14 protein-coding genes are annotated in these 12238 nt (G+C 44.0%); 11 read left to right on the forward strand and 3 right to left on the reverse strand.

The genetic code is table 11. The annotated features are described in order from the left end of the window. The first annotated feature begins 38 nt into the window (after positions 1–38). Both A9E74_RS10570 and A9E74_RS10575 read left to right on the forward strand, forming a co-directional pair. Positions 39–443: an ectoine synthase gene (locus A9E74_RS10570; RefSeq protein WP_069296589.1), complete on the forward strand. Its 405-nt coding sequence runs from the start codon at positions 39–41 to the stop codon at positions 441–443. A gap of 58 nt (positions 444–501) precedes the next feature. Then, positions 502–1944, forward strand: coding sequence for an aspartate kinase (locus A9E74_RS10575; protein WP_069296590.1), 1443 nt, complete (start codon positions 502–504; stop codon positions 1942–1944). A gap of 108 nt (positions 1945–2052) precedes the next feature. Here the strand turns inward: A9E74_RS10575 and A9E74_RS10580 are convergent, their stop codons facing one another. Beyond that, on the reverse strand, positions 2053–2589 hold the full coding sequence (locus A9E74_RS10580; protein WP_069296591.1) for a chalcone isomerase family protein: 537 nt from the start codon (positions 2587–2589) through the stop codon (positions 2053–2055). Next, positions 2586–3158, reverse strand: coding sequence for a nuclear transport factor 2 family protein (locus tag A9E74_RS10585; protein WP_084003047.1), 573 nt, complete (start codon positions 3156–3158; stop codon positions 2586–2588). The genes A9E74_RS10580 and A9E74_RS10585 overlap by 4 nt, the downstream gene beginning before the upstream one ends. Before the next feature lie 141 nt (positions 3159–3299). On the opposite strand from A9E74_RS10585, the gene A9E74_RS10590 reads away from it, so the two are divergent. Genes A9E74_RS10590 through A9E74_RS10625 form a run of 8 tightly spaced genes read left to right on the forward strand, consistent with a single transcriptional unit; the run spans position 3300 to position 11151 of the window. Next, positions 3300–4232 carry an acyl-CoA desaturase gene (locus tag A9E74_RS10590; RefSeq protein WP_141696802.1) on the forward strand — a complete coding sequence of 311 codons (933 nt, stop codon included), beginning with the start codon at positions 3300–3302 and terminating at the stop codon, positions 4230–4232. Beyond that, positions 4229–5491, forward strand: a complete 1263-nt coding sequence (locus A9E74_RS10595; protein WP_069296593.1) for an NAD(P)/FAD-dependent oxidoreductase — start codon at positions 4229–4231, stop codon at positions 5489–5491. The genes A9E74_RS10590 and A9E74_RS10595 overlap by 4 nt, the downstream gene beginning before the upstream one ends. Continuing rightward, the gene (locus A9E74_RS10600; protein WP_069296594.1) at positions 5481–6269 is read left to right on the forward strand and encodes a DUF1365 domain-containing protein; all 789 of its coding nucleotides are present in this window, start codon (positions 5481–5483) and stop codon (positions 6267–6269) included. Before A9E74_RS10595 ends, A9E74_RS10600 begins: the two co-directional genes overlap by 11 nt. Further along, positions 6266–7528 carry an SAM-dependent methyltransferase gene (locus tag A9E74_RS10605; protein WP_069296595.1) on the forward strand — a complete coding sequence of 421 codons (1263 nt, stop codon included), beginning with the start codon at positions 6266–6268 and terminating at the stop codon, positions 7526–7528. The genes A9E74_RS10600 and A9E74_RS10605 overlap by 4 nt, the downstream gene beginning before the upstream one ends. Continuing rightward, the gene (locus A9E74_RS10610) at positions 7521–8063 is read left to right on the forward strand and encodes a DUF2878 domain-containing protein (RefSeq protein WP_069296596.1); all 543 of its coding nucleotides are present in this window, start codon (positions 7521–7523) and stop codon (positions 8061–8063) included. Before A9E74_RS10605 ends, A9E74_RS10610 begins: the two co-directional genes overlap by 8 nt. Further along, entirely contained in the window at positions 8050–8814 is a 765-nt protein-coding gene (locus A9E74_RS10615; protein ID WP_069296597.1) for a DUF1295 domain-containing protein, read from the forward strand. Before A9E74_RS10610 ends, A9E74_RS10615 begins: the two co-directional genes overlap by 14 nt. Beyond that, complete coding sequence (locus A9E74_RS10620; RefSeq protein ID WP_069296598.1) at positions 8811–9845, forward strand: SAM-dependent methyltransferase; 1035 nt, start codon at positions 8811–8813, stop codon at positions 9843–9845. The genes A9E74_RS10615 and A9E74_RS10620 overlap by 4 nt, the downstream gene beginning before the upstream one ends. A 4-nt stretch (positions 9846–9849) precedes the next feature. Further along, complete coding sequence (locus A9E74_RS10625) at positions 9850–11151, forward strand: sensor histidine kinase (RefSeq protein ID WP_069296599.1); 1302 nt, start codon at positions 9850–9852, stop codon at positions 11149–11151. Here the strand turns inward: A9E74_RS10625 and A9E74_RS10630 are convergent, their stop codons facing one another. Beyond that, a complete protein-coding gene (locus A9E74_RS10630; protein WP_069296600.1) occupies positions 11152–11850 on the reverse strand; it encodes a response regulator transcription factor in 699 nt (232 codons plus the stop codon). Between the two features lie 158 nt (positions 11851–12008). On the opposite strand from A9E74_RS10630, the gene A9E74_RS10635 reads away from it, so the two are divergent. After that, positions 12009–12227: a (2Fe-2S)-binding protein gene (locus A9E74_RS10635; protein ID WP_069296601.1), complete on the forward strand. Its 219-nt coding sequence runs from the start codon at positions 12009–12011 to the stop codon at positions 12225–12227. The last annotated feature ends 11 nt before the right edge of the window (positions 12228–12238 follow it).

The following is a 12238-nucleotide window of genomic DNA, read 5'->3' on the forward strand; positions in this document are numbered from 1 at the left end:
ATCACTGGCTGTTGAAAAGCATTTATAGAGGACAAAACATGATCGTCAGACAATTACAAGAAGCTCAACAAACCTCTCGCCGTATCGTTTCACCGGATGGTAATTGGGAGAGTACTCGTATGTTATTGAAAGATGACAATATGGGTTATTCATTCCATATCACCACTATTTATGCTGGTGCTGATTTCCGTATGCATTATCAGAATCATTTGGAATCGGTGTATTGCATCAGTGGTGAAGGGGAAGTGGAAACGCTGGATGATGGCAAGGTCTACAAAATCACACCAGGTACCTTATATAACCTTGATCAGCATGATCGCCATATCCTGCGTGCGTTTAAAGAACTGCATCTGGCCTGTGTGTTCAACCCGCCATTGAATGGTAAAGAAGTTCATAACGCTGAAGGTGCCTATGAATTAGATGCCGAAGCGGTAACTGAATAACAGGCAATGCAGCCTTTCCGGTTTAGCCCGGAGTACAACGAATTAACAGAGAGTAGATATGCAATTTCATACGGTAGAAAAAATAGGTGGCACCTCAATGAGCGACTATGTCGCGGTGCGCGACAATATTATTCTTAAACCGGTTCATAACGAGTCAATTTACAATCGTGTTTTCGTTGTTTCAGCGTATGGTGGTATTACTAATCTGCTGCTAGAGCACAAGAAAAATGGCACATCAGGTGTCTATGCAGAGTTCGCCAACAGCTTGAATGATGACAGCTGGATTGAGGCAATGGAAAAGCTCAAGCAAGAGATTTTTGCCATCAATCAACAATTGTTCAACGATAAAAAAACATTAAAACAAGCCAATGAGTTTATTGGTGAACGGCTTGAAGACGCCGAACGGGTACTGGCAGATTTACAACGTCTCTGTCAGCACGGTCACTTTGCCTTGGATATGCATCTGGCAACAGTACGTGAAATGCTGGCCAGCATCGGTGAAGCGCACAGTGCCTGGAATACGGCCACCTTATTGAAAAAAGACAAGATCAATGCCCGTTATGTTGATTTGACAGGATGGCAGACCGACAAGCACATGAAACTTGATGAGCGCATTGATAAGGCTTTTGCTGAAATTGATTTGAGCAAAGAATTACCCATCGTCACCGGTTATGCCCACAGCGATGATGGTCTGATGTCGACCTTTGATCGCGGCTACAGTGAAATGACATTCAGCCGTATTGCTGTATTAACCAATGCCAATGAAGCGATTATTCATAAAGAGTTTCATTTAAGCAGTGCCGATCCACGTCTGGTGGGTGAAGACAATGCAGTGCCGATTGGCCGGACCAATTACGATGTGGCTGATCAGCTGGCTAATCTGGGCATGGAGGCTATTCATCCCAAAGCGGCCAAAGGCTTACGGCAGAATAATATTCCGTTAAGGGTGCGTAATACCTTCGAACCAGAGCACGCAGGCACATTGATTACCGGTGATTACATCAGCAGCAAGCCTTGTGTGGAGATTATCGCTGGATGCAAACACGTTTATGCGTTTGAATTATTCGATCAGGATATGGCAGGAAATATTGATGTTTATGATCGTGAAATTCTGGCACAAATACGCAAAAATAAAGCACATATCATTTCCAAAGATATCAATGCCAACACCATTACCCATTATCTTTCAGCTAGCCTGAAGAATATCCGCCGTATTCGTGAAGCATTGCAGGAGCAGTTTCCAGAAGCCGAAATCAATCAGCAGAAAGTGGCGATTGTTTCAGCGATTGGCAGTGATATGAAAATCCCCGGCATTCTGGCACGTACCGTCAGTGCTTTAGCTGAGAAAAATATCAGCGTACTGGCTATGCATCAGTCAATGCGTCAGGTAGATATGCAATTTATTATCGATGAAGACGACTATGCCGATGCGATCAAAAATCTGCACAGCTATTTAGTAGAGGTTCATGATCACGGCAGAGCCATATGCCTGGCATCTTAATTGTTGTATGTACGATGTGTTGCACAACTGACAAATGACTAGTTAGAACAGGATTGCAGAAGTTTTTATCTTGTTGCTTAATTCACTAAAACCCGCCTGATGGCGGGTTTAGTTTTTCAGGCCAGCTAGTAGATCATTTTTCATCCGTTTACTGAACGGATCCTGGCCAAACCAGATATCAAAATAGACTTCGCCAAGTTGTGTGTTGTCACTGTGGCTAAGCTGCTGACCATTTTTAAATAACATCAAACCAGCTTCAGGTGAAAAGCGTATATCGAAGCGGTCACCCTTTACGGCTTTCTGGTAACCTGAATTAAAGTCTATTAATGCCGTTTCAATGTCAGTGAAAGTAGTTTCATCAACATTTCGTTTGAGTAATTCCACAGACGATTTTTGAAAATCTTCGGCATCAAATCCACGTTTGTATATGAAGGAGAGTTGCACTGGCTGGCTGGTGAGATCGCTTTCATCCGAACACTGTTGCCGATATAACGCAACATCACCAAGGTTAAATACCATGACCCTGATAGGCACCGCCGAACATTGTTGTAATATGGTATTGTCAAAAGGGATCTCCGATTCAAAGCTATTGGCGTTTGCTAGCTGAAACGGTAAAAATAATGACCAGATAAGCAGTTTTTTCATAATTGATTCCGGATTTTTCTCAGCGAATAACCAATAATTGGCAGATATTGATAAAAGCCATCAACGCCATCCCAAAAATCCTGATGCAGGATAATTTTGCCATCCTTATCAAAGCGTAATTGACTGATGCCTATCGATTCACTATCTATTTTTTTACCCATGACCGAAAACTGCATTCGCATCACCCAACGCACATAAATATCCTGTTTACTCATCGCGATATCTTCGATCTTTACCTCAAGCCGATCTACTTGTTGACCGGTATGCTGCATGTAATCAATCAGTTCATTTCTATTAGTGATGGTACGAAAGGTATCATTGAAGTAGAGCGTTTCGGCGTATGTTTCGTTGATAATGGATGCCACATCTCCGTGTTGGACTTGATTAAATACTTCGATAAAACCTTTAACTGCTTCAACATCATTATGTAGGGCAACCCCCTCAACGGAGAGCGCTTTTCGATAGTCTTCTATATAGGCACTTTGCATGGCATTACTGCTACAGGCTGATAACAAAATTAAAAACGGCAATAACCACGATAATCTCGATTGAACACTTTTTTTGAGCATGGTGATATTTCCGTTTCACTATTAAGCGTATCTCATCAGAACGTATTACCTGTGAAAACGGGGTGAAGAGGGTTCAGTAATTCTTCACATCCAATTCACACTTTGCTGATTAAGCTCAACACATCGAAAAAGAGATACTTCATGAAATCAATTCGAAAATGGTTTGACAATGGTGAAACCAATTTTTCCGCTCAATCTGCTGACACTGCAGATGCTGGTATTGACTGGTTAAGAGTTATTCCGTTTATTGTGTTACATCTGGCTTGTCTGGCGGTATTTATTGTTGGTGTTTCCAGCGTGGCGGTTGTCACAGCTGTGGTTTTATATATTGTCAGAATGTTCGCTATCACCGCGTTTTATCATCGGTATTTTGCCCACAAAGCTTTTAAAACCTCTCGACCGGTACAATTTGTCTTTGCTTTAATCGGGGCCAGTGCCACTCAACGCGGACCGTTATGGTGGGCAGCACACCATCGTCAACACCATCGTCATGCAGACCAAGCTGCTGATCCGCATTCGCCGAAACAAGGTTTTTTATGGAGTCATATGGGGTGGTTTTTGTCAGGCAAACATTATCAGGCAGACTACAGGTTGGTTCCAGATTGGCAGCGTTTTGCAGAATTACGTTGGTTGGATCGCTTTGATTTGACGGTTCCAGTATTACTTGCAGTAGCGTTATTTATTTTTGGCATGCTACTGGAAAGATTTGCTCCTGGCCTTGGTACTAACGGTTGGCAGATGTTGGTTTGGGGTTATTTTATTTCAACAGTGGTATTGCTACATGCCACTTTGCTCATCAATTCCATGGCCCATCGTGTCGGCAAAAAACGTTACCAAACCGGTGATGAGAGTCGTAATAATTTTGTTCTGGCATTACTGACATTAGGTGAGGGTTGGCATAATAACCATCATCATTATCCGGTTTCAGCCAGACAAGGGTTTTATTGGTGGGAAGTTGATTTCAGTTATTACGTTTTAAAACTTATGCAAAAGGCTGGACTAATTTGGGACGTCAAAACCGTTCCATTGGACAAGCGTGAAAGCAAGAAAATTTTCAATGAGGCCGGGGTATGAAAATAGCGGTTGTCGGTGCCGGGATCTCCGGCTTGGCTTCGGCGTATTATCTGGCAAAACATCACGATGTAACGGTATTTGAAGCCAGTAATTATCTGGGCGGGCATACCGATACGCATTCAGTGGAAGTTGCTGGAAAAGCGTTAAATGTCGATACAGGGTTCATTGTGTTCAACGAACAAAATTATCCAAACTTTAGTCAGCTTTTGACTGAACTTGGTGTGGAAAGTCAGCCGACAGCAATGAGTTTTAGTGTCAGCAATGCAAAATCAGGTTTGGAATATAACGCGACTGATTTAAATAAATTATTCTGTCAAAGACGTAATCTGTTTAACCCACGTTTTTATCGGATGCTTTGGGACCTGGTGCGCTTTTATCGCGAAGCACCATCATTGTTAGAAGAAAATGATGATGGATTAACGCTAGGCCAGTATCTGACTATTAATAATTACAGTGACATTTTCATTAATGATCATTTAATCCCGATGGCCTGCGCTCTATGGTCAGGGCCAAGCCTGTCAGTAGTTGATTTTCCGGCGCATTATTTCATTCGTTTTATGCACAACCATCATATGTTGTCCCTGACGAATCGACCTCAGTGGCGCGTTGTTAAGGGTGGATCCAAATCTTATGTTGATGCACTGGTGCGTCAAACTGATGCTGAATTTATAACAGGTTCGCCGGTACAGCGTATCGAACGACATCTGCAGGGCGTGACCTTAACCGTCCACGGTGAAAAACGCCATTTTGATAAAGTCATCATTGCGGCACATGCTGATCAAGCATTACGTATGCTGGATCAGCCAAGTGAAACGGAAGTGGCAGTGTTAGGCAGCATCGACTTTCAGGAAAATGAAATGCATCTGCATACTGATATCAGACTATTACCGAAAAATCCTCAGGCATGGGCCAGTTGGAATGTGCGGGTTGGTCCGGAATTACAGCAGCAGTGTACGGTGAGTTATCACATGAATACACTGCAGAGTCTGACGACGTCAGAACAACTGATTGTCTCACTTAACTCCGCTCATTTAATTGATCCGAAAAAAGTGCTGGTACATCGCCATTATGCACATCCAATTTATAACCAGTCGACCTTAAATTCCCAACGACGTTGGCAGGAAGTTACCGATCTGCAGCATACGTTTTATTGTGGTGCTTATTGGGGCTGGGGTTTCCATGAAGATGGTGTAAATAGTGCTCTGCGAGTTATCCAGGCAATTGAGCAAACCCAGCAAGGAGTTGCCAATGTTGCCTGATGGAATTTACTGTGGCTGGGTGCATCATCAGCGACATTTACCAAAAAATCATGAGTTTCAGTACCCCTTGGCGATGCTGATGCTGGATTTGGATGAATTGCAGATGCATTTTAAACGCTCACGTTTCTGGTCACTGGAACGATTCAATCTGATCAGTTTTTATCGTAAAGATTACCTGCAGTCTGATCAGGCTGATTTAAAAAAGGCTGTCGAGGAATTAATTCAACAACGTAGCGGAGAGTCTTTTTCTGGCAAGGTAAAGATCTTCACTCATCCCAGATATCTGGGGCTTATTTTTAATCCGGTGACTTTTTATTTCTGTGTCGATCAGGATCAACTCAAGTTTATTGTGGCTGAAATTAACAATACACCTTGGAATGAACGGCATGCCTATGTTTTAAAAGTCGATCAGCAACAGACTCAGCCCTGGCACTTTGATTTTGACAAGCAGTTTCACATTTCGCCGTTTATGCCGATGGATATTCAGTATCACTGGCGTTTCAAGTTGGATAATGATGCCGTCAACATAAATATGGTGTTATTTCGCGAAGGTGAACGTCAGTTTGATGCCACCTTACACGCAGACTTTCAGCCGATGACTGCCAAATCGATGCGCTGGTTACCGATTCGTTATCCATTGCAAACACTGAGGGTTGTGATGCGTATTTACTGGCAGGCATTACGCTTATGGGGAAAACACACCCCAACCTTTAGTCATCCGGATCAGCAAGCCGAAACTGTGACCCAGCCTGTAATACCTCATGGAGATGATAAATGAGTAAATCGGCCGTTATTGATACGCAAAATGGCAAAATCAGCCGACTGTCTAAACTCTATGAAAAAGCGGTAATCCGTCAACTGAGCAGAATTCAGAAAGGCTGTATTCATTTACATACGGCTGGCGAGGTGTATGAACTAGGTGATTCGCAGGCAGATTTATCGGTCACGCTGACGGTTTATGATCGGCACTTTTTTGAATCGGTTGTACAAGGCGGCAGTGTCGGTGCAGCGGAATCCTATATGCAGGGCGATTGGCATTGCAGTGATTTAACCGCTATGGTGCGAATTCTGGTGCGTAACCAGTCATTGACCGATGAATTGGAGCAAGGCTTTGCCAGAATTACCGGAGCATTACTCAAAGGTTTTCACTGGCTGAATCGTAACAGTCGAAGCGGTAGTCGCAAGAACATTGCGGCTCATTACGATCTGGGGAATGAGTTATTTGAATTGTTTCTCGATAAAGATTGGATGATGTATTCCTCTGGGCTTTATTACACCGGTAACGAATCACTGGAAATCGCTCAACAGCAAAAACTGGCCAGATTGTGTGACAAGCTCGATTTACAGCCGACTGATCACCTTCTTGAAATTGGTACCGGCTGGGGTGGCTGTGCGGTATTTGCTGCTCAACATTATGGTTGCAAAGTCACGACAACCACTATTTCCAGACAGCAATATGACTATGCGGTGCAACGAGTAAAAAATGCCGGCCTGACAGAGCAAGTAACGGTTTTGCTCGAAGATTATCGCGACCTGCAAGGGCAATACGACAAGCTGATTTCAATTGAGATGGTTGAGGCTGTCGGTCATCACTATATCGATGGTTATTTTCAGCGCTGTGCTGATCTATTAACCCCAGATGGATTAGCCATTATTCAAGCGATTACGCTGGAAGATCATCGCTATGCTCAAGCGGTAAGATCGGTGGATTTTATCAAGCGATATATCTTCCCTGGCAGTTTTATCCCTAGTGTCACCGTGCTCAGCAATGCGGCGGCAAAAGCAAAACTCAAACTTACTAGTCTGGAAGATATAGGACCAAGTTATGCCATGACCCTTGCAGTCTGGCGTGAACGTTTTACCGCTTCATTAGATAAAGTCCGTGCCATGGGCTATCCGGATTCGTTTATCCGCATGTGGGAGTTTTATCTGTGCTACTGCGAAGGTGGTTTTGCCGAACGTAGTATCAGTGATGTGCACTTGCTGTTTAGTAAAGCTGATAATCGTCGTGCCCAGTGGTGTCCTGCATATGCCTGATCGGTTGACCATAATTAATTTTTTGCTGTTTCAACTCGGCTGGTTTGTCTGCGTTTTAAGTGGCGCCGCGCAACTGAATTCCCCGGCAGTAATTTTTACCGCCGCTTTTTTAATCATTCACTTTCGCTTTTATTCCTGGAAACAGACAGATTACAAATTAGTGCTGGCGGCAATTTTAATTGGAGTGGTACTCGACTCCAGCTGGTCTGCCTGGAGTTTGATGGCCTATCAGGCCCAAACCATTGAGCCGATTGCACCGTGGTGGATCTGGTGTCTATGGATCAATTTTGCCTTAACACTTAATCACTCGATGTCATGGTTATTAAAACGTCGTTTATTGGCAGGGGTATTTTCTGCTATTGCCAGTCCGATTTCTTACTATGCAGGCAGCCGAATGGGAGCATTGGATTGGATACAGCCGGAAATCCTTATTGTGGTGCTTGCCATCAGCTGGGGATTGGCGATTCCGTTATTACTCACATTGGCCATTTATTGGCGTCACCAAGAATCGGGAAAACAGCATGCTGTGGTCTAGCCTTTTTATTGTTTCTTTAGTGATGTTGGGTGGCTGGCTGTGGCAAATTCGCAGTAAAAACGCCGGTATTGTTGATGTGTTATGGGCGTTTTCACTGAGCTTTTTAGCGTTATTCCATTTGCTGACCAGCGATGGCTATCTGCCTTTAAGTATTTTGGCTGCCACGATTATGTTGTTGTGGTATTTGAGATTGGGGTCGCACCTTGCCAAGCGTGTATTAGGTGAAGACGAAGATGGCCGCTATAAATACTTGCGTGAATATTGGGGTGATAAAAGCAACTTTTATCATTTTTTCTTTTTCCAGTTTCAGGCACTGCTGGCCTGGGGGTTTGCCATTCCGGTCTGGTTAATTAGTCAGGGGGAAATTGAAGCGTTAGGCCTGGCTCAATATAGCGGTTTACTGGTTGCCATTATCGCAATTAGCGGGGTAACGATTGCTGATAACCAATTAGCTAATTTCAAAGCCGACCCCAATAACAAAGGTGAAGTCTGTCAAACCGGCTTATGGAAATATTCCAGACACCCCAATTATTTTTTTGAATGGCTGCACTGGTTTGCTTATCCCTTAATGGCGATTGGCATAGAACATGGCGCTTGGTTATGGCTAGCACCGGTGATCATGCTGCTATTTCTCTATTTCATTACCGGCATACCCTACACCGAACAACAGGCGATTCGCAGTCGTGGTGAAAAGTATCGCCGTTATCAACAAACAACCAGTGCATTCATTCCCTGGAGGAAAAAAACATGAGTCTGATTTCAATTGCAGAAAAAGGCTTAGTACCCGATTTATTAATAAGGGTGGGCATCCGAAAACTGCTAAAACAAAGACTTCACGATGAAAACGCATTTGATCCGGAAGCGGCCAGTGAAATCAAAAATCAATGCATTGAGATGCTGCGCAAAAGTCCGATTGCCATTGAAACTCAAGCAGCTAATGAGCAGCATTATGAGGTTCCGGCTGAGTTTTATCAGCTTGCATTAGGCAAGAATCTTAAATACAGCAGCTGTTATTGGGATGATCACACCATCTCTCTGGATCAAGCCGAAAAAGCTATGCTGGAAGTTTATATCGAGCGTGGTGATTTCAAAAATGGTCAGGACATTCTGGAGTTAGGCTGTGGTTGGGGTTCATTAACCTTATACTTGGCTCAGCGTTTTCCATATTCACGCATTACTGGTGTGTCGAATTCAAACTCGCAACGAGAGTATATTGAAAAGCAGGCCTTTGCCCGCGGATTAACCAACATTCATATTATTACCTGCGATGTGAATGAGTTGGAGCTGGACACGCAATTTGATCGAATCGTATCGATTGAGATGTTTGAACATATGCGTAATTACCAGCAATTACTTGATAAAGTCAGTCGCTGGCTGAATGCTGACGGTAAATTATTTGTGCATATTTTCTGTCACCGCAGTGTGGTCTATCCATTTGAAACCGAAGGTGATGACAATTGGATGGGGCGTTATTTTTTTACCGGCGGCCTGATGCCTTCGGCTGATACCTTGCTGCATTTTCAGGATGCATTACAGATCGAAAAACAGTGGCTGGTAAACGGTCAGCATTATCAGAAAACAGCTGAAGCCTGGTTGGAGAACACCGATAAAAATGCCAAGCAGATTAAAGCACTGTTTGATCAAACCTACGGGGAAGGCGAGGGCGCTATCTGGCTACAACGCTGGCGGCTGTTCTTTATGGCTTGTGCAGAATTATTTGGTTATCGCGATGGAACGGAATGGCTGGTAACGCATTATTTATTCTCCAAACGAGTAAACTGAGGTAATGGCTAAATCCAATACCAATCTGCAAGCCAAGCTGGTTAAGGTCTTTCTGATACAGATTGCCTTAATCAGCCTAGTGGCTATCGCGGGAATTTATGCGGCGAAAGCAACGTTAGAGGATGTATTGGTGCGTGCTGCTCTGGAAGGTGAAGCGCAGCATTTTTGGGATATGCGTTCTGAGGACCCCACGTTTCCTTTACCAAATACGATGAATCTTAAAGCCCATATGGCTGAGCTGGATGACTTTTCCGACTTACCCACATCATTGCGAGATCTTGGTCCAGGTTTGCAACGGGCTGAGCTGGCAGGACAACAACCTATCGTGTATGTCGAGGATAAGGGCAATCGACGTTTATATCTGATTTTTGATGAAGTCAAAGTGTCGCGTTTGGCTTTGGTATTTGGTTTGTTGCCTCTGGGACTGGTACTGATTGTGCTTTATCTGTTGGCATGGTTTGCCTATCGGCAGTCACATAAGGCCGTGTCGCCGATTATGAAATTGTCTCGGGCAGTGAATGAGGTAGATTTTCGAGAAGGTAACTTTCCCCAACTGGATTTAGATGATTTACGCAATATTCCCGATGATGAAGTTTCCAGCCTGGTGCGGGCGCTCGACGAGTTCACTAATCGTTTAGAACAATTTGTTGAGCGTGAACGTAATTTTACCCGCGATGTCAGTCACGAGCTTCGCACGCCGATAGCCGTTATCCGTGGTGCATTGGAGCTGGTAGAACGAAAATACGGTGATCTGGCGGTAACAGAAATGAACCGTATGTATCGCACGCTGATGGATATGGAATCGCTGATTGAAACTTTGTTGTTGCTGGCAAGGGAGCAGATCGAAGCTTTGCCCTTACGGGAAGTGACGGTTAATGACTTGATTGCTGCCGAACTGGATAACTTGCGGATGATCCACCATGACAAACCGATTACGGTAAATGTCGAAGAGTCTGGCATTTTAGTGGTGCTTGCTGCTGAACGGGTGTTACCGATTTTGATTGGCAACTTGCTGCGTAATGCTTTCAATTACACTTTGCGAGGTAACATCACTGTCTCTATCCGTTCTGATGGTTTTTCGGTAGCGGATAGTGGAATCGGCATGGATAGGGAACAAGTGCAAAAAGTGTTCAAACCTTTTTACCGTGCTGATGATAAACAACAAGCGACTGGGTATGGTATCGGCATGACCATAGTGAAACGCTTATGTAATCGTTATGAGTGGAACCTGCGTTTATCCAGCAAAATGGGTGAGGGCACTGAGGTCAGTGTGCATTTTCCTAAAGCCCAGTTCCGTAGTCGCTGATTACAAGTCCTCTTCTCTGCAAAGCTTGTAACCTACTCCCGGTAGGGTATGCATCAATTGATGTTGAAATGGTTTATCCAGGCTTTTACGCAGGTTATACAGATGACTGCGTAAGGTATCGCTGTCCGGAGCATCATCTCCCCATACTTCAGCCTCAAGACGCTCACGGCTGACGATCTTAGGTGATTCGCGCATCAAAATTCGTAATATGTGCAGGGTGATTGGAGAAAGCTTGATCAGCTTATCGCCACGCATAACACGCATCGTATCCAAATCATAAGTGAGATCAGCTACAGTAAGTTTCCCTCCCTCAAGTTCTCCGCGTTGCCGTCTAATCATGGCAATCAGCCGCGCTTCCAGTTCGCGCATCTCAAAGGGTTTAATCAGATAATCATCTGCGCCCAAATCAAAACCATTCACCTTGTCATTGATGGTATCGCGAGCGGTGAGCATGATGATGGGGGTATGTAGGTGCATTTCCTGACGCAATCGGCGACACACTTCAAAACCGTCAATCCCAGGTAGCATGATATCCAGCACGATTGCATCGTAATGGTGTTCCTCACATAACTGTAATGCGGTAATGCCATCCGTTGCAAAATCCACGGTAAAACCGCCGACTTCTAGATAATCGCCCACATTGGCGGCTAAATCCCGATGATCTTCCACAATTAATACGGTTGCTGATATGGCTTTCATATAGTTCTCTTCGCTTGGTACAGCTACGTTACGATGTAAATTCATTCATCGCAACAAAGAATTTCGGGAATTTCTCCCAAAAAATTGCGAAAGGTGTTTGACTAAATAAATAACAATCATTATCATTATCATCAACGTTAAACAACGGGGTTTATTTAATGATAGTTTGTGTTTGCAACAACGTGAATGTCGACAAAGTAAAAGCATCTATCGATGCTGGTGCTGCCACGTTGGATGCTATTCGTGAATGCACTGGTGCTGCTGCAAGCTGTGGTAAATGTCAGTTCAAAGTAAACCGTGTGTTACAGCAACATGCACCACAATCAAATGAGCAGGATAGCTATCTGGTTGCTCATTCAGTTAATGCCAGCCGTTAATATTGCGCAGA

The organism is Methylophaga muralis, assembly GCF_001720165.1.
Taxonomy (GTDB): domain Bacteria; phylum Pseudomonadota; class Gammaproteobacteria; order Nitrosococcales; family Methylophagaceae; genus Methylophaga; species Methylophaga muralis.